The sequence below is a fragment of the Scytonema sp. NUACC21 genome (assembly GCF_054684315.1).
Map to the genome: position 1 here is coordinate 1 of NZ_BAAFZH010000021.1, position 17,831 is coordinate 17,831.

The 17,831-nt window shown below is 44.6% G+C and carries 10 protein-coding genes and 10 pseudogenes; 5 read left to right on the forward strand and 15 right to left on the reverse strand.

All coding sequences use genetic code 11. The features are described 5' to 3' along the window. Nucleotides 1-605 (reverse strand): peptidylprolyl isomerase (locus ACYRY3_RS01460; RefSeq protein WP_460200052.1); only part of this gene is annotated, 605 nt, incomplete at its 3' end. A gap of 115 nt (nt 606-720) precedes the next feature. Next, nucleotides 721-1,314 (reverse strand): photosystem I assembly protein Ycf4, encoded by a 594-nt coding sequence (locus ACYRY3_RS01465; protein ID WP_460200053.1) that lies wholly within the window; start codon nt 1,312-1,314, stop codon nt 721-723. A gap of 428 nt (nt 1,315-1,742) precedes the next feature. Here ACYRY3_RS01465 and ACYRY3_RS01470 point away from each other — a divergent pair. Beyond that, a pseudogene (locus ACYRY3_RS01470) lies at nt 1,743-3,491 on the forward strand (cobaltochelatase subunit CobN); the annotation flags it as partial. Here ACYRY3_RS01470 and ACYRY3_RS01475 read toward each other — a convergent pair. The 5 genes and pseudogenes from ACYRY3_RS01475 to ACYRY3_RS01495 form a co-directional block, all read right to left on the reverse strand. After that, nucleotides 3,480-4,154, reverse strand: a pseudogene (locus ACYRY3_RS01475) (S1 RNA-binding domain-containing protein); the annotation flags it as partial. The pseudogenes ACYRY3_RS01470 and ACYRY3_RS01475 overlap by 12 nt on opposite strands. A 318-nt stretch (nt 4,155-4,472) precedes the next feature. Next, nucleotides 4,473-4,580 (reverse strand): photosystem II reaction center protein T, encoded by a 108-nt coding sequence (locus ACYRY3_RS01480; RefSeq protein WP_460200044.1) that lies wholly within the window; start codon nt 4,578-4,580, stop codon nt 4,473-4,475. Nucleotides 4,581-4,710: 130 nt separating this feature from the next. Next, nucleotides 4,711-5,226, reverse strand: a pseudogene (locus ACYRY3_RS01485) (photosystem II chlorophyll-binding protein CP47); the annotation flags it as partial. Between the two features lie 113 nt (nt 5,227-5,339). After that, nucleotides 5,340-6,377, reverse strand: a complete 1,038-nt coding sequence (locus ACYRY3_RS01490) for a primosomal protein (protein ID WP_460200054.1) — start codon at nt 6,375-6,377, stop codon at nt 5,340-5,342. Nucleotides 6,378-6,787: 410 nt separating this feature from the next. Next, nucleotides 6,788-6,991, reverse strand: a pseudogene (locus tag ACYRY3_RS01495) (translation elongation factor Ts); the annotation flags it as partial. 100 nt (nt 6,992-7,091) lie between these two features. Here ACYRY3_RS01495 and ACYRY3_RS01500 point away from each other — a divergent pair. From ACYRY3_RS01500 to rpoC1, 4 genes and pseudogenes are all read left to right on the forward strand, one after another. Then, nucleotides 7,092-8,264 carry a Gfo/Idh/MocA family protein gene (locus ACYRY3_RS01500; RefSeq protein WP_460200045.1) on the forward strand — a complete coding sequence of 391 codons (1,173 nt, stop codon included), beginning with the start codon at nt 7,092-7,094 and terminating at the stop codon, nt 8,262-8,264. Nucleotides 8,265-8,365: 101 nt separating this feature from the next. Continuing rightward, complete coding sequence (locus ACYRY3_RS01505; protein ID WP_460200046.1) at nt 8,366-8,707, forward strand: cupin domain-containing protein; 342 nt, start codon at nt 8,366-8,368, stop codon at nt 8,705-8,707. A 52-nt stretch (nt 8,708-8,759) separates the two neighbouring features. After that, a pseudogene (locus ACYRY3_RS01510) lies at nt 8,760-9,488 on the forward strand (DNA-directed RNA polymerase subunit beta); the annotation flags it as partial. A 164-nt stretch (nt 9,489-9,652) separates the two neighbouring features. Then, nucleotides 9,653-10,528: pseudogene (gene rpoC1, locus ACYRY3_RS01515) on the forward strand (DNA-directed RNA polymerase subunit gamma); the annotation flags it as partial. Here rpoC1 and ACYRY3_RS01520 read toward each other — a convergent pair. The 8 genes and pseudogenes from ACYRY3_RS01520 to ACYRY3_RS01555 form a co-directional block, all read right to left on the reverse strand. Beyond that, nucleotides 10,528-12,306 (reverse strand): annotated as a pseudogene (locus ACYRY3_RS01520) (thioesterase domain-containing protein); the annotation flags it as partial. The pseudogenes rpoC1 and ACYRY3_RS01520 overlap by 1 nt on opposite strands. After that, nucleotides 12,306-12,650: pseudogene (locus tag ACYRY3_RS01525) on the reverse strand (30S ribosomal protein S5); the annotation flags it as partial. The pseudogenes ACYRY3_RS01525 and ACYRY3_RS01520, both read right to left, overlap by 1 nt. A 105-nt stretch (nt 12,651-12,755) precedes the next feature. After that, nucleotides 12,756-13,118, reverse strand: a complete 363-nt coding sequence (gene rplR / locus ACYRY3_RS01530) for a 50S ribosomal protein L18 (RefSeq protein WP_460200047.1) — start codon at nt 13,116-13,118, stop codon at nt 12,756-12,758. Between the two features lie 2 nt (nt 13,119-13,120). Next, nucleotides 13,121-13,669, reverse strand: coding sequence for a 50S ribosomal protein L6 (gene rplF, locus ACYRY3_RS01535; RefSeq protein ID WP_460200049.1), 549 nt, complete (start codon nt 13,667-13,669; stop codon nt 13,121-13,123). Between the two features lie 95 nt (nt 13,670-13,764). Continuing rightward, nucleotides 13,765-14,139, reverse strand: coding sequence for a 30S ribosomal protein S8 (gene rpsH, locus ACYRY3_RS01540; RefSeq protein WP_460200050.1), 375 nt, complete (start codon nt 14,137-14,139; stop codon nt 13,765-13,767). Beyond that, nucleotides 14,039-15,982, reverse strand: a pseudogene (locus ACYRY3_RS01545) (non-ribosomal peptide synthetase); the annotation flags it as partial. The pseudogene ACYRY3_RS01545 and the gene rpsH, both read right to left, overlap by 101 nt. Then, nucleotides 15,982-16,695, reverse strand: a pseudogene (locus ACYRY3_RS01550) (hypothetical protein); the annotation flags it as partial. The pseudogenes ACYRY3_RS01545 and ACYRY3_RS01550, both read right to left, overlap by 1 nt. Nucleotides 16,696-17,184: 489 nt before the next feature. Continuing rightward, the coding region (locus tag ACYRY3_RS01555; protein WP_460200051.1) for an alpha/beta fold hydrolase at nt 17,185-17,831 on the reverse strand (647 nt) is incomplete at its 5' end.

The following is a 17,831-nucleotide window of genomic DNA, read 5'->3' on the forward strand; positions in this document are numbered from 1 at the left end:
ATTGCCACTGCACCCAACGTATGCCGCAATTTAGGTGGTGTATTAATACGTGCCATTTCAAATGTTTTACTGTACAGTGGTTCCTCCGCACCTACTGGCGTAATCTCTAAAGGTATACGGCGTTCTTTGCCAGTTTTTGGATCGACAAAACCGCCTGTTCCCCATCGATTTGATGGGACTTTCGGGTCTTTACTTTGAGGATCGCCCCCTTGAACCACAAAAGGTTGGGGTTGGCGCACGACTCTATGGAAAACCAAGCCATCGTACACGCCTCTCTGGACTAAATCTACAAAATTGCCTGCGGTGATAGGGGCATTTGTACCATCCACTTCGATAGTGATGGATGATCCATTTACAGTCATCACCACAGTCGCCTTGCCTTCGAGTCGTGGTAAATCTTTCATTCTAAGAATTCTCTCGTTTGTACGTTGGGATACAAGGGTTGCCTGTTGGGCTAAGCTATCGTCGATTAATTGGGAAGTTGCTCTATTTGCTGTAGAAGTTGGAGAAGCACTAGCCCAAACCTGCTGTGTTGAATAGCTGCCTAACAACAGAGTCCCGACAATTAACAGAGCAACGAACAATTTGGAAAAGTTTAACCGCATTACCAGTGACAGACACGACCAGTGTATCTTAGCTTCATTTGGAAGCATTCATAGCTAATAGCCAATGGCTAATTGTGACAAATGGGATTAGCCATTAGTTCTTAGCCTCAATCCCTTAAAGCCCTTCCAAGGGAACTCCTAAAAACCGTGCTAATTGAGCGCCTTGGGTTTCTAGTTCTTGCAATGACATGGGTTGACCCACCCTTGTTAAAGGAATATCGCGGCGTCCCTTAACACGCAAGTAAATTGCGCGTTGGGGATTGATACCCTCTCTAATTTCAACCCGGACAGACTGGACATCTGCCGTAGTGCAATCAATCTCAATACGGCGGTTTTTCCCTGGAAATCCCCAGCGAAAGATTTTGATTTTGCCAGTTTCCCGATTGAAATCGTTGTATCCGCCTCCCACATCCCATAGAATTGTCAACCATAGGTACAGGGATAAAAGTAACCCGGCGGTACCGTACAACCCCATAACTAATCCCTGAGGGACGAATATCAGTTGTGTTGGGTCAGTAACTAGGAGTAAATTGACTTTTAGATAACTGGATATTCCAGCAAGCAAAAAGCCTGTTGCTCCTAATGAAACAACAGTTGCCCACCAGTAGTTACTGAACCGACGGGAACCGAGAACCTTTTGATGGAGGACACTAGAAGAGTTACCCTCTGAAGGAAACTCGCCTTTGCTAATGGTTGTTGATGCCGTCATAACTACCTTGGCGCTTGAGACATTCTCTTTACCAAGTCTGCCACTGGAGCAAACGTATTGCAAGTTTTCTGAGATTTCTGAGAAAACTTGTGTCATATTGTAAAAATTCTGATAATAATCATAAGTAGTGGGTTTTTGCTTTATACCTGATTTCTAAATGTAAATCGGGCACAAAGCCAGACTGATGTGATAAATTAAGAATCGTTAAGTTTCTACAAGGTGGATTACCAACTGGTGGAAACTATTGTGACACTAAAATGAGAGACTGTAACTAGTAAAGTGATAGGTTCTCACAATATCAGCAGCTTCAACGGAGCTGTGAGTGTCATAAAAAAACGTTAATTCCTCAAAAAACTTGCAATTTTAGTAAAAAAGAGGATTTTAGTCCGATGACCATCGCAGTTGGACGCGCCCCCAGTACAAGAGATATATATGCGGCGAATAATCCCTCGGAATCAATTTTGGCAAAGCGTCGCGGTTATGGGGTGCTTGTTTCTCACAATGTCCCTCCCTATGGTCGTGCGGGGTTGTATAAAGAATTGGTGGCGTTGCGGGATTTAATCGCGGAGTATCGGGAAGATCCACAGAAGAATTATCTTCTCAAGGAAGCAATTTGCAAAAAGATTATTGACACGGGTTTGGATGCGGATTGTCCGTTTGAGGATGCTAGGGGTTTGGGGATGACTTTTACTCCTGAAAATGTTCGGATGTTTAGCGCTCATGCTTTTAATGATTATCTTGTTAAGTTGTATGAGTATCTGCAAGTTCTGGAGAATCGGTTGTTCTCTTCTGGGTTGCATGTTTTGGGAGAAGCGCCTGGTGAGGAGGAGTTAGGGTCGTATTTGGAGGCTTATTTTGGGAATGAACCGCGAAGACGCGAAGGGCGCGAAGAGGAAGAGGAGGGGTTGATTAGAGGGTTATTGGGTCAAACGACTGATGAGTTGACGAATTTGTTGCGGGGGTTGAATGGGGAGTTTATTCCTCCTGCGCCTGGGGGGGATTTGTTGCGTGATGGTCCTGGTGTTTTGCCTACGGGTAGGAATATTCATGCTTTAGATCCTTACAGAATGCCTTCGCCAGCTGCTTATGAACGGGGACGGGAAATTGGGCAAAAAATTATCTCTCAGCATTTGCAAGAACATGGGACGTATCCGGAAACTGTGGCGGTGATGCTGTGGGGTTTGGATGCGATTAAAACTAAGGGGGAATCTCTTGGGATTCTTTTGGAGTTGGTAGGTGCTGAACCTGTTAAGGAAGGTACGGGGCGAATTGTTCGTTACGAGTTGAAGCCTTTGGCGGAGGTGGGACATCCCCGGATTGATGTTTTGGGGAATTTGTCGGGGATTTTTAGAGATAGTTTTGTCAATATTATTGAGTTGCTGGACGATCTGTTTTTACGGGCTGCTGAGGCTGATGAACCGGAAGACCAGAATTTTGTTAGAAAACACGCTTTAGCTTTAAAGGCGCAAGGGGTGGAGAATGCATCTGCGAGGTTGTTTTCTAACCCAGCGGGTGATTTTGGTTCTTTGGTTAATGACCGAGTGGTTGATAGTAATTGGGAATCTGGTAATGAGTTGGGGGATACTTGGAAGGGACGCAATGTGTTTAGTTATGGCAGGCAAGATAAAGGTCAAGCTAGACCGGAAGTACTGACCCAACTTTTGCAAAGTACCAGTCGCATTGTTCAAGAAATTGATTCTGTGGAATATGGGTTGACTGATATTCAGGAGTACTATGCCAATACGGGGGGTTTGAAGAAAGCCGCAGAAAAACAACGCGGTAAAAAGGTGACAACGAGTTTTGTGGAGAGTTTCTCGAAGGATACGACTCCTCGGAATTTAGATGATTTGTTGAGGATGGAGTATCGTACCAAGTTGCTGAATCCCAAATGGGCAGAAGCAATGGCAAGTCAGGGTTCGGGCGGTGCTTATGAAATTTCCCAACGCATGACAGCTTTGATTGGTTGGGGTGGTACTGCGGATTTTACTGACTCTTGGGTATACGACCAAGCTGCGGATACTTATGCTTTAGATGCTGAAATGGCAGAGAGATTGCGTAAGGCGAATCCTGAAGCTTTCCGCAATATTATAGGGAGAATGTTGGAAGCAAATGGGCGCGGTTTTTGGCAACCCAGTGAGGAGAAGTTGCAGAAGTTACGCGAGTTGTATGTGCAGTAGACCGCTGACACCACCAATATCAATAAATGCACCGTAGGGCTTAATACCGCGTACAGTACCAATAACAACCTCACCAACTTCCAGACGGTTCATCTTACGCTCAACTAGCGCTCGACGGTGAGAGAGAACAAGGCGATTGCGCTCCTCATCTACCTCTAGAAACTTCAATGGCAATTCTTCGCCTACTAACTCTTCTTTAGGTTTGCGAGTGCTGATGTGGGAACCGGGAATAAATCCGCGTAATCCCTCAATCCGCACCAAAGCACCGCCGCGATTGGTAGCAAATACGCCAGAACGGACAGTTGCATCTTCTGCTTGCAGCTGCCGCACGCGCTCCCAAGCACGCATATATTCTATACGCCGAATGGAAAGCGTTAATTGACCATCTTCATTTTCATCGGTGAGGATAAAAAATTCCCGCGTTTCATTAGACTGTAATACTTCTTCCGGGCTATCGACCCGGTTGATAGACATTTCTTGTATGGGTATATATGCTGCCGTTTTTGCACCGATGTCAATCAGAGCGCCGCGCGGCTCTATGCTGAATACTGTACCTGGTACTATATCACCAGGGCTAAAGTGATAATCGTACTTGTCAAGTAGAGCAGCGAAATCGTCGTGAGTAAATCCAATTTCAGGAGCGGTTAATTTCTGATTGACCATGCTAATTGTTTCCCGGTTATTTTTCTCCGTAAATTTTTCGCCTCCTAGCGATGTATATGCAAGCGCCCTAGATTAGGCATTCTACACCTACATCCCCGTTCATATTAGCGCAAAAGAGCTGATCTGAACATATCGACTTCCAGATCATACATTATACCAGACATTCAGTCTGTATTTGTCAATCTTTCGGAGAAATTTAGGAAGACAATTTTTTCTACTTGTCAATTTCAATTTTATCAATAAACGCTGCCACCAACGTTGGTAACAGCGGGAGCAAAAAACGGTTAACTGTTAACCGTCAATCGTTGACCAAAATAATTACTTCTCTTCTTTGTTTTCAACGCGAGGGGGTTCGCGGAAAGCAACCGCAAAAAAGAGTGTTCCTATGGCTAGAGCCAAAATTAAAATGTACGCAACACTTTCCATAACTCAAAATCCTGCCTACTTACCCACCGATTACCACTAATAGTATACCAAAGGTACTGGGAAAAATAGCTTAGAGCATTGGGCAGAGAACATATGTTTAGATTATGTCCCCTGCACCACGCCCTAGTTTCTAAGCTTCCTTCTTACGGGTTGTCAAGTCACCCACTTTGGCAAAGACACCAAATTCGACTTGCTCTTCGATATCTGGGTCGATACCAGCAAACACGTCTCGGTAGATTGTCCGAGAACCATGCCAGATATGACCAAAGAAGAACAACAGAGCAAAGACAGCGTGTCCAAATGTAAACCAACCTCTGGGGCTGGTGCGGAACACCCCGTCAGAGTTCAAGGTTTCTCTATCAAATTCAAAGATTTCCCCACCTTGAGCCTTACGTGCCCACTTCTTCACTTCAGCTGGGTCATCAAATGTTTGACCATTTAAGTCCCCACCGTAGAAGCTAACGGTGACACCAGATTGCTCAAAGCTATTTTGAGATTCTGCCCGACGGAAAGGAATGTCAGCACGGACAACTCCATCTTGGTCGGTCAGCACCACAGGGAAAGTTTCAAAGAAGTTGGGAAGACGACGGACTGTTAAAACTCGACCTTCAGCATCTCTAAATACAGCGTGACCTTGCCAAGACTGTCATTGGTCATTGGTCATTGGTCATTGGTCATTGGTTATTTGGTCATTGGTCATTAGTTATTTATAAAGAACAAAGGACAAATGACAAAGGACAAATGACCAATGACCAATAACTATTCATCAAACCAAATAGCACGCCATGCTGCTTCAGCTTCAGCAATTGACCGTTCTCGCTGTTTCTTTTGATAATCTTGTCCCAGTTTATTTAGTTGAACTAGGATACTACGAATCTGCTTGCGACAAGAGGATAGAGTTGTGTCAACAAATTCAATTTCCCCAAGACGCAAGTTCAAAGCCATAATCTGTGTCAAGCTGGGTTCTTCTGACTGCTCGTTCTCAACTTCAATGACTAAGCTGAGTAAGTTAGGAGGTCCTGGCATGATTTCAGCAGCTGCTTCTGATACGGCGGCGGCGGCGGCTTCTAAAATTGGTTCTGGTAATTTTTTCGGTAGTATTCCCGATCTCTGTAACAAAAGATTAGCGTCACGAGAAACCAACTTCAGTTTTTCTTGCATTGCTCTCTCCAAGCTTTGTTGCCACTTGGCTATTTCTATAGGGTTGGAGGATTTGGAGGGAAAGGGCGCAGGGGATAAGGAGGATAAGGGAGACAAGGAAAAAGCAGCTGGGGGAGTTGGGAAAGCGGGAGACGCTGGGGGAGGAGGGAATTTTGGGGATGCTGGGGAGGAGGAGGACACAGGGGGAGTCGGGAATGCAGGAGATGTAGGGGGAGTTGGGATAGTGGGGGACGCTGGGGGAGGAGGGATAACGGGGGAAGAAAAGGAAGATGTTTCATTTGTTTCTCCTACTTCTGTTTGCTCTACGGGTTCACCCTCTTTCTTTTCTTGTTCCTCTTTCACTGTTTCCTGCTGTTCGCTTTTCATCAGGGCTTGCAACTGTTCTGCTGTCTGTTGACCCAACTTGCGGATGGATTGTTGCAATTGTTGTCGCTGATTCAAGGACAACCGCAGAAAGCTTTCAGGATACCCCTGAGTACAGAGGTGGTAGCTTGCCTGATTTAACTGCTGCCTTAGAGTTTGCCCTAAGGTGGTTAAATAATTGATGTAGGCATTTTGGAGGTCTTTCGCGATCGCCTGTATCGCTTCTTCCAATACCGAAATATCCCGTTCTATGCGCTCAATTGCTCTTGCCATATCTTTGTTGCTGTCCATCCGACCTTTTGGTACAAATGTACTTAATTATTATAAGAGAATTAGTAATGAGGACAATATATTTTAGAGCATCGATACAGTAATCCCAAAAACCCGAATTCTTAGAAGGGCAACTAAATCAGTTTAGCGCCAATCACAGACACTGAGTTTTTTGTCTTCAAGGCGTAAAGAATCGGCGCTCTAGTTATTGAATTTTGGATTTACACAGAATGTTAGATGATTTAATCTACATTAGCGTTCAGTAGATATAAGTAAATTTTGTTACTAATATATTTAGATTTGCTGATTTTAAAAGAAAGACAGGTCAGCTTCATTGGCGTGACCTGCCTTGGAAAAAAGTCAACAGTCAATGGTTATTACTTTTAACTATAGACTATTGACTACTGGCAAATTTACTTAGTACCCATTTGTGCAGCAACTTCTTCTGCAAAATTGCTTTCTTGCTTCTCAATACCCTCACCTAGGACATATCGAATAAAGCGACGCACTTGGACGGTGCCGCCCACTTGTCCTGCACTTTGCTCGATCAGTTCTTCCACCGTAATGCTTTGATCGCGAATGTATGGCTGGTCGAGCAAAGTCATTTCTTTCAGGCGACAACTGCATCAAAGTTGTACTAAAACCATAAAGTCATTTGTCCTTTGTCCTTTGTCATTAGCAAAGAACAAATGACGATTAACCTTTGACTAATGACCCATGACTACAGAAATTTCTCGCCGCACTCTTTTACATAAAGCAGGTTTTGGGTTCATGGCAGTTGGTGTCGCAGGAACAGTGGGACACATTATCAAACCCGTGCCGACATTAGCCCAGGCTGGACCTGCACCATCTAAAGATCCATCTTTACCTCCCGATAAAAAACTGGGATGGGCAATTGTAGGTTTGGGTAAGTTTGCTACTGAACAAATAATGCCTTCTTTTGGTGAGTGCAAAAGGTCGAAATTGGTGGCACTGGTAAGTGGCGATCGCGCTAAAGCCGAAAAGTACGCACAACAATACGGTATCACCCCGAAAAACATTTACACCTATCAGAACTACGACACTATTCGCAATAACCCAGAAGTAGATGTTGTTTATATCATTTTGCCGAATGGGTTGCATGCCGAATACAGTATTCGGGGAGCGCAGGCAGGCAAACATGTCATGTGTGAAAAGCCGATGGCAAACACTGTCCAAGAATGCCAAGCCATGATTGACGCAGCCAAGAAAGGCGATCGCAAATTGATGATTGCTTACCGTGCCCAATATGAACCCTATAACCTGACTGCCATTCAACTTGCTCGGAGTGGCAAACTGGGTAAGCTCAAGGCGGTAACTTCCGATCATGGACGCATCCTCAATCCCAAAGATCCAGCTGACATTTGGCGAATGGATAAAAAACTAGCTGGTGGCGGTTCTCTTTACGACATTGGTATCTACAGCTTGCAAGCTGCAAGATATATCACGGGTGAGGAACCTGTAGAAATTAGCGCCTTTATGTACAGCACTCCAGGCGATCCGCGCTTCCGGGAGGTTGAGGAAAACGTCAACTTCGCACTGCGCTTCCCCAGTGGTGTTCTTGCCAACTGTACCTCCAGCTATGGCTATTCCAGTACCAAACGCATTCAAGTTTTTGGGGCTGACGCGGTTTTGGAATTAGATCCAGCAACTGACTACTACCAACATCGCCTCTATATCAGCAGAAATAACCGCAGGGAAGAGCAAAATATCGAAGAAAAAAACCAGTTTGCCCTAGAGATGGATCACCTATCTGAGTCCATCATGTTGAACAAACAGCCTAAAACTCCAGGAGAAGAAGGCTTGCAAGATGTCAAACTCATGAACCTAATTTACCAAGCAGCCCGCACGGGCGAAAAGGTAAAAGTTTAGTTGTGAGTTAGTAATTAGTTGTTAGTAGTTAATTGTTTTTTTATTAGCCAATAACCACTAACCCTTCCTCCTTTTCATAAACTTGATTTAAGGACACAAATATGGCAGACACAACCGTTAAAAAAATAGACTCCGCCTACTCCCCCAGAGGTGAACAAGGACAAAAGTACCTTGCTTCCGGTAAAACTGTTTCAATGCGCCTTTGGGAGAACGAACAACCTGGTGAAGCCAAAGAACCGGCAGCACGGGAATATGAAACTGTTGGTTATGTTATCGGTGGTCGCGCTGAGTTGCACATTGAAGGTCAAATGGTTTTGCTAGAACCTGGAACTTCCTGGGTAGTACCCAAGGGAGCATCTCACACTTACAAAATCCTAGAGTCATTCACTGCGGTTGAGGCAACCAGCCCACCTGCCCAAGTTCACGGGCGAGACGAGAATTAAGGCAATATGGTTCAGTTAAGGTTGATGTGTAAAAAATCACCTGTGTAGAGAACCCAGCCGTATGAATGTCGGACAGGTGTTTGAGTGTCTGTTGGGTTGGGCAGGTCATAACCTGGGAGTACGGTTTAAGCTGACTCCTTTTGATGAAATGTACGGTGAAGAGTCTTCCCGGAGCATCGTACACGGCAAACTACAGGAAGCACGGGACGAGACAGGTAACCTCTGGGTATACAACCCAGACAATCCGGGCAAAATCATCGTGTATGACGGTCGCACTGGGGAACCTTTTGACAGACCCATTACTGTGGGTGTGGCTTATATGCTCAAATTGGTGCATTTGGTGGATGACAAGATTCACGCCCGTTCTACAGGTCCTTACTCTTTGGTGACCCAACAGCCTTTGGGTGGTAAGGCACAGCAAGGCGGTCAGCGATTTGGCGAAATGGAGGTGTGGGCATTGGAAGCTTTTGGTGCGGCTTACACCTTGCAAGAATTGCTCACTGTGAAGTCAGATGATATGCAGGGGCGGAATGAAGCGCTCAATGCGATCGTCAAAGGTAAGGCTATTCCCCGACCCGGAACTCCAGAATCCTTCAAAGTCTTGATGCGCGAACTCCAGTCTCTGGGCTTGGATATTGCCGTACATAAGGTAGAGACACAGACAGATGGCAGTTCCTTAGATGTTGAGGTCGATCTGATGGCAGACCAAGGAAACCGCCGCACGCCTCCACGTCCAACCTATGAGTCTCTCTCTCGTGAATCGTTGGATGATGAGGAATAAATAGGAGGGGGGATGGGAGGATAGGGTGAAGTTCTCCCACTCTCCCACTCTCCCCCTCTCCCCCTCCCTCCCACAGCCCACTAAAAACTAAATACTCCTCACACAGGCACGGCATTTTGTCTGTGCTCAGAAATGTAGTTATATTTGTATATCATTAGACCAAGATGAGAGCAGCCCAAAATAATCAGTTTGACTACGTCAAAATTGGCTTGGCATCACCAGACCGAATTCGAGTTTGGGGTGAAAGAACTTTACCTAACGGTCAGGTTGTTGGTGAAGTGACAAAGCCGGAGACGATAAATTACCGGACTTTAAAACCAGAAATGGATGGCTTGTTCTGCGAGCGCATTTTTGGTCCGGCGAAAGATTGGGAATGTCACTGCGGAAAGTATAAAAGAGTTCGTCACCGGGGTATTGTGTGCGAGCGTTGTGGTGTTGAAGTCACTGAGTCTCGAGTCCGCCGCCACCGGATGGGTTACATTAAGTTGGCAGCCCCGGTAGCTCACGTATGGTATCTCAAAGGGATTCCCAGTTATATCGCCATCCTGCTGGATATGCCCTTGCGGGATGTGGAACAAATTGTATATTTCAACTCCTATGTTGTACTGAATCAAGGGAATGCAGAAACTTTAACTTACAAACAACTATTGAGTGAAGACCAGTGGTTGGAAATAGAAGACCAAATTTATGCGGAAGATTCTACACTGCAAGGGGTAGAGGTTGGTATTGGTGCTGAAGCGCTGTTGCGGTTGCTTGCGGACATTAATTTAGAGCAAGAAGCTGAAGCTTTGCGAGAGGAAATTACGACAGCTAAGGGACAAAAGCGAGCAAAGCTGATTAAGCGCCTGCGCGTTATTGATAACTTCATTGCAACGGGTTCTAAGCCAGAGTGGATGGTGATGACGGTGATCCCCGTGATTCCTCCTGACTTGCGACCAATGGTGCAGCTTGATGGTGGACGATTTGCGACAAGCGATTTAAACGATCTCTATCGTCGGGTAATTAACCGTAACAACCGTCTTGCCCGCCTGCAAGAAATTTATTTACTCCCATTATTTACATTGCACACCGCATTATCGATACAAATTCTCAAATGTCTAGCTAATTCCTGCATATTCGGTTCGACGAAAATTGAGAAATGATCCCCTGGAACTTCAATGACTTGAATCGGTTGACTAGAATATTTACCCCAACCTAGTAAGGGGTTATCAGTATGAAATTCCGGGCTTTCAAAGTCATGAATAATCTCCTCATTAGCTTTCAACAGCATCATGGAGTGAGGATAAACTTGGGGAACATAATCTCGCATAGCTTGGACATGAACTTTGAAAAGTTGGTAGTAGCGGAGAAAATCTTTAATTTCTGTATCGCTAAAAATGTAGTTTGTTTTTTTATTGATTAAATGAAGTTGCTCATTTAGTGGCAAATCTCGAAGTTCTTCAAAAGTTACCGAAAACTCTACGTTATTATTAGTTTTTATTGATTCTGCCATACGGAGTAGGAATTTTGCATTATCATCTTTTGTAGATTCAATGCGTATTTCTGGTACTATGGTATCGATAACAACTAACAAACTTACTGTTTGACCTTGTTTTTGCAATTGCTGCGCGATTTCAAAGGCTAATACACCGCCGTAACAATGACCTCCTAAAAGATAAGGACCATTTGGTTGTACTTTACGAATTTCTTGGAGGTAGCAAGATGCTGTTTCCTCCACTGAAATAATTTCCGGTTCCTCCTCGTCAGGGGTATGTTGCAAGGCATAAAATGGATAGTCCTCACCAAGTCTTCTGGACAAGTTAAAGTATTGACGAACACCTCCACCAGCACCATGTATACAAAAGAAAGGTATTTTGGAACCAGAAGAGTTAATTGCAACTAGAGGAGAATTTGATGTTTCACCGACTGGCTGATTGACAACTTGAGCTAATGTTTCAATTGTTGGGTTTTCAAAAAGAGTAGATAGGGGAAGATTATGCCCAAATCGGTCACGAATTTGAGCCATTAACCGAACAGCTAAAAATGAGTGTCCCCCCAAGTCAAAGAAGTTATCTGTTACCCCTATAGGGTTAATATTCAGGAGATTTTCCCAAAGTTTTACTAATGATAATTCTGTAAAGTTACGAGAAGCGACGAAGGATTGAGTCGTATTTGAGCGAATAATGTCATCTTTGGGAAGGGCACGCTTGTCTACTTTGCCATTAGGTGTTATTGGGAGGTCATCCAATACGACAAAGGCAGATGGTAGCATATAGTTAGGTAGTTTTTGTTGCAAATAGGGCAACAGTTGTGCTGCTATATCCTGTTTCTTTGTGACAACATAGGCAATCAAACGCTGATTATATTGAGTATCATCGCTGGCAATTACAACAGATTCTTGCACATCTGAATGTTGTGCAATAACAGTCGCAATTTCGCCCAATTCCACTCGAAAACCTCTAATTTTTATTTGTTCATCATGGCGACCTAAATATTCAAGATTACCATCTTTGAGATAACGTGCTAAATCACCTGTTTTATAAAGCTTAGTTCCTGGAATAAAGGGGTTATCAATAAATCTCTCTTGAGTCAATTCAGGACGATGCAAATAACCTCTTGCTAATCCATCACCACCCACATAAAGTTCACCGACAACTCCTACAGGTGTTGGTTGTAAATAGCTATCTAGTACATAAACTTGAGTATTGTCAATAGGACGACCGATGGGGACACTGTTTGCTTGGTCTTGTAGTAAACTGGTGTCGTAGTAAGTAGCGTTGGCAGAAACTTCCGATGAGCCGTAGAGGTTGATTAGTTTTGCTGAGGGTCTCAATTCTCGGAGATTACACCAGTACCAGGTGCAGCAGGTCGCATCATAACTTTGGCACCGCCACCAGTGCCGTTAATGGGGTGGGGAATAGAATTAGATTTGGTAATGGGGATATCAATCAGATGTTTTTTGCCGTCGGCTACACCTTTCTTCACAGCACCAATAACATCTGAAGCTTTGCCGACTCCCACGCCGACTTGACCGCGTTCGTTACCCACAACCACGATCGCCCGGAAGCTTAATTTTTTACCTCCTTTGACGACTTTGCTTACCCGCCGGATTTGAATTACCCTCTCTTGCCAGGTAGTTTCTTCCTTTTTAGTGCGGTTAGCTTTACGACGATTTGTTGCCATAATAAATTTCCCTTGTCATTTGTCCGAGTGTCTTTTGTCATTTATCCAAAGTCATTTGTCTAGTGTTAATGACCAATGACTAATGACTCATGACTAATGACCTATTTAGAAATCCAAACCAGCTTCACGGGCTGCTTCAGCTAGTGCTTTCACTCGTCCATGATAAAGGTTTCCACCCCTGTCAAAGACAACTTTGGTAATACCTTTTTCCAAAGAACGAGCTGCAATCAACTTGCCAACTTCTGTCGAAGCGTCGCAATTACCACCCGAAGATATTTTTGATTTCAATTCTGGTTCAACAGTTGAGGCTGACACCAAAGTCCGATGCTGTGTATCATCTATCACCTGAGCATAAATATGCTGATGGGAGCGAAATACAGCTAACCGTGGACGTTCTGAAGAACCATTGACTCTGCCACGAATGCGTCGATGACGACGTTCCCTTGATTCTGTACGAGTATGCTTCATTTTTACTTCTTACCACTCTTACCAGTCTTACCAGCTTTACGTCTTACAACTTCACCGGCGTAACGAATACCCTTACCTTTATAAGGTTCTGGTGGACGAACATCGCGAATTTTAGCTGCTATGTTGCCTACCACTTCTTTGTCATAACCACTGATAATAACGTTGGTGTTGTTTTCTACAGCAAATTGAATTCCCTCAGGAGGAGCAATTTGCACTTGATGACTAAAGCCCATGTTCAAAACCAGGTTACGACCTTGAACGGCTGCACGATAACCAACCCCTTGAATTTCCAAACGGCGTTGAAAGCCCGTGCTGACTCCCTCAACCATGTTGGCAACTAAGGTACGGGACAAACCGTGCATTTGTCGAGATGAGCGGGAATCATCCCGACGATTCACCTGCAATGTTTCTCCTTCTTGGGAGACTGTAACTTGGCTCGGTAATTCGCGAGAAAGTTCGCCTTTAGGACCTTTCACAACTACCTTGGCACCATCAATACTCACTTGTACTTTTGCAGGAATTGTAATTGGGCGTTTACCAATTCGAGACATAACTTTTTATCCTTTGTCTTTTGTCTTTTGTCTTTTGTCATTAGTCATTTGCCCTTGCTAAGGACTAAAGACTAAGGACTATTGACGATTGACTATTACCATACATAGCAAAGTACTTCTCCACCCAAGTTCTGACGCCGAGCCTCCCGGTCAGTCATGATACCGCTGGATGTGGAAATAATAGCAATGCCGATACCGCCTAGTACCCGTGGTAGCTCTTTTTTATTAGAATAAACGCGCAAACCTGGTTTGCTAACTCGCTTCAAGGTAGTGATTAGAGGCTGGCGATTTTTACCCTTATATTTCAGGGAAATAACTAGCTCGCGCTTTATTCCTTCTCCCACTTCTTCAAACTCAGAAATAAAACCTTCATCCCGCAGCACTTTTGCTATGCTGCGAGTCATTTTTGTGGATGGCACATGTGTAGTTTGATGCCGCGCCATGTTGGCATTGCGGATGCGCGTCAGCATATCTGTCACCGCCAATGTGCAATTCCCCAGCCACACCCACCGGTACTGGTTGTAAATTGGCATCCAGGATGTAGAATTGGGTATTGGCAATCGCTCCTCCAATAGACACCGCACCGGAATCGGGTTGTACGCGAGACACGGCTGACCAAATGGTGGTCTCCGTCGGACCGTACATATTCCACAAACTATCCGCACGCTCAAGCAATTGCGCTGCCAGTTCGCGATCGAGGGCTTCACCACCACAAAGTATTTTCAATTGCTGATTGCCAAGGAAGCCTGCTTGCATTAATGCTCGCCAAGTGGCTGGGGTGCCTTGCATGACTGTGGCGCTGGATGTCCCTAAAGCGGCAATGCTTTGACCGCCATCGGCAATCAAATCGCGGGTCAGAACAAGGCGTGCGCCCCTGCTCAATGGCAAGAACAACTCCAACGCCGCAATATCAAAGGTAATGGTCGTCACCGCCACCAGCACATCTTCTGACACTATCCCCGGTTGAACCGACATTGAGTTTAAGAAATTCACCACCGCCCGGTGAGGAATTTGCACCCCTTTGGGTCGTCCGGTAGAGCCACTGGTGTAGATGGCATACGCTAAGTTATCGGCGCAGACATGAATGTTGGGGTTGGATGAACTGTGAGCGCTCGGCCAAAATGAGTCTAGGTAGACAACACCTCCGTCCATCTCAGGCAAAAGCTCTGCTACCGTTTGTTGAGTCAGCAGTACTTTGACACCCGAATCTTCCAGAATGTATGCCAATCGCTCTGGTGGGTAAATCGGGTCGAGGGGGACATATGCCCCACCGGCTTTAAGAATAGCCAGCAGTCCCACTAACATCTCGATTGAGCGTTCGACACAAATAGCTACCAACACTTCCGGTTTTACACCTAACTCTCGTAGGTGATGTGCGAGTTGATTGGCTTTGGCGTTTAACTGAGTGTAGGTGAGTTGTTCGTTTTCAAACACCACTGCTACGGCATCGGGTGTCTTTTTAACTTGTTGCTCAAACAAGGAATGCAAACACAATTGTTTGGGGTAGTCTGCTTGGGTATCGTTCCACAAAAGCAAGAACTGATGTTGTTCGGTAGCAGTGAGCAGTGGGAGTTCCGATATCTTCTGATGGGGATTGACAACCACAGCCGATAGTAGTGTTTGATAATGCCCTACCATCCGCGCAATGGTAGTAGTATCAAACAGGTCAGTATTGTATTCGATAACCCCCATCAATCCAGCGTTCGTGTTCTCCAGAACTAGAGTCAAATCAAACTTGGCTGTGGAGCTTTCGGCTGGTAATAAATTTCCTTTTAAGCCAGGAAATTGCAACTCTGATAGCGCCGCTTGCAGGGTAAACATCACTTGGAACAGTGGCGTATGGCTGAGAGAACGCTCTGGTTGCAATCCCTCGACCAACTGTTCAAAGGGCAGGTCTTGATGGGCATAAGCACCAAGAGCAACTTCCCGTACTTGGGACAGCAAATCCCTAAAACTGGGGTTACCAGACAAATCGCTCCGCAGTACTAAAGTGTTGGCGAATAACCCGATTAATCCCTCAATTTCTTTGCCATTGCGGTTGGCAATTGGTGTGCCAACGCAGATATCGGTTTGGTTGGTGTAGCGGTACAGCAATATTTGGAATGCTGCTAAGAGGGTCATGAACAGCGTCACTCCCTGTCGCTGACTCAGTGCCGCTAACGCCGAACTCAGTTCTTTTGAGAGAGCGAATTTCTCAATTGCTCCCCGGTAAGTTTGAATGGGGGGTCGGGGTCTGTCGGTAGGCAGTTCCAACAAAGCGGGAGCGCCCTCCAGTTTTTCCTTCCAGTATGCCAGTTGCTTTGTCAGCACCTCCCAGCAAAAGGTATATTTCGCAGCAAACTCAAACCACCAGCCTTCAAAAGACGACTTCCACCCAAAGCCATACCAAAAATTGCTAACAATTCACCTTTACGGGCAGGATCTTTTAAATCTAGTCCGTAGGCGGCTGCAATTTGATAAACCATTTCCGATTGCAACTCTGCCGTAGCCGCTAAATCTATTGCGAGTAGGGCTACCGCTATTCCGGGCAAAAAACTAGTTGCCAATCCAATTCCCCCTGCCTGTATTGCTTTTTCAACCATGATGTGGTGAGCTAGTTGGCTGGGTGATTCGTTGGGGTGTTCTTGCTGGAGTTTTTTGACTGCTGCTTCTGCTTTTTCCAAATTCACTTTGTCAGAAGCACTTATCAGCCAATTAAGATTTAAAACTCCTGATAGTCTTCTAATGAGCCAGTTTTCACTTAGATAATCGGCTATTTGTCCTGCTGTATGGGTGGCTTGCTCAATCAAATTGTGTGTTTGTTTTGCCGCTGCTTCTCCTGCTCCAACTGCTGTTTCTGCAACTGCTTTGCCAGTATCCACAGCAATATTCCCAGCTGCTGTACCTACTCCTACAGCGGTACCTACTGCATAACCAACTGTTTCCGCAACGGATTCTAACAGAGATGGCTTATCTTCCTTTTCATTGAGTTCAACTGGATAGCTGAGTTGTTTATCTTTTATTTTTTGTTTGTTTTTGCCTACCATTTTTACGTATTTCCTAAGTTATATTTTTACATATTTCTTAAGTTATAATTACTGATTTTTTCAGACCTAAAAAGGGTTATAGCAATTTTTACATTCCTTCACTTAACTGCTTTTGTTTTGGTGACTTACTTAGGTTGTAGCGAAGTTAGGCTAAGTTTATCTCTCTCTATGAGGGGAAAATAGCGTTTCAATTTGTCCGATGTGTATACGAGTGTAGGTTTCCAATCTATAATTGGATGAAATGTTGGGTTTTTATCAACACAATTTACCCTTTCCAATTAATAATTGGATGGAATGTTGGGTTTCGTTCCTCAACCCAACCTACGGTTTTCAATCTATAATTGGATGAAATGTTGGGTTTTTCTCGACACAATTTACCCTTTCCAATTAATAATTGGATGGAATGTTGGGTTTCGTTCCTCAACCCAACCTACAGTTTCCTACGGTTTCCAATGAATAATTGGATGAGATGTTGGGTGGTAACGGGGATTATTGTTGTTTATAGGTTAATGAACTATCAACTATTGGAACACTGGAATCTAAGAAATTCTGCTCCTTCATAATGTCGTAAAGGTTAACGTCTGCTTCCAGCAAACAAGCGTGTCCGCTATCAGGCAAAACAACCATTTTCGCATCGGGTAAGATACTTACTAAACGCCTTGCTTCTTCTATGGAAGGCAAAAGTCGGTCATTAGCACCAGCAATGACTAAAACAGGTTGATTGAGTTTGCATAGCTGGGCTTCATCAACATGGAATTCTCGGAGTAAGGAAATTCGCCAAAGGACAGTTTCTGGCGGTACATATCGTATGTTTTTGATGAGTTCGTGCCTATCGTTTCTAGCAATACGTGATAAATTTGCCAGAAATAGTAACAAACCAACTGCACTAAGACTGTAAACGCATGATGGCACTAAGGAAGTGAGATGAGTTGCCCAATTTAACAAAGGGCGAAGATGAATAGCACTAGCTGAGTTGATGAGGATGATACGCTTGAATAGTTGAGGTGCTTTGACAGCCACCTTCTGAGCCAAACAACCGCCAAAAGATTCTCCACACAAGTAAACCTCTCTGTGAGAACTCCTTTCTAATTCAGCGTGAATCAAATCCAATACATTGTCAGACAGTACATCCCAAC

What these genes read in the sequence shown, in the direction of transcription:
- ACYRY3_RS01465 (WP_460200053.1), bottom strand. Translation starts at nt 1,314, where the DNA reads ATGACGGCATCAACAACCATTAGCAAAGGCGAGTTTCCTTCAGAGGGT.
- ACYRY3_RS01480 (WP_460200044.1), bottom strand. Translation starts at nt 4,580, where the DNA reads ATGGAAAGTGTTGCGTACATTTTAATTTTGGCTCTAGCCATAGGAACA.
- ACYRY3_RS01490 (WP_460200054.1), bottom strand. Translation starts at nt 6,377, where the DNA reads ATGGCAAGAGCAATTGAGCGCATAGAACGGGATATTTCGGTATTGGAA.
- ACYRY3_RS01500 (WP_460200045.1), top strand. Translation starts at nt 7,092, where the DNA reads ATGACTACAGAAATTTCTCGCCGCACTCTTTTACATAAAGCAGGTTTT.
- ACYRY3_RS01505 (WP_460200046.1), top strand. Translation starts at nt 8,366, where the DNA reads ATGGCAGACACAACCGTTAAAAAAATAGACTCCGCCTACTCCCCCAGA.
- rplR (WP_460200047.1), bottom strand. Translation starts at nt 13,118, where the DNA reads ATGAAGCATACTCGTACAGAATCAAGGGAACGTCGTCATCGACGCATT.
- rplF (WP_460200049.1), bottom strand. Translation starts at nt 13,669, where the DNA reads ATGTCTCGAATTGGTAAACGCCCAATTACAATTCCTGCAAAAGTACAA.
- rpsH (WP_460200050.1), bottom strand. Translation starts at nt 14,139, where the DNA reads ATGCTGACGCGCATCCGCAATGCCAACATGGCGCGGCATCAAACTACA.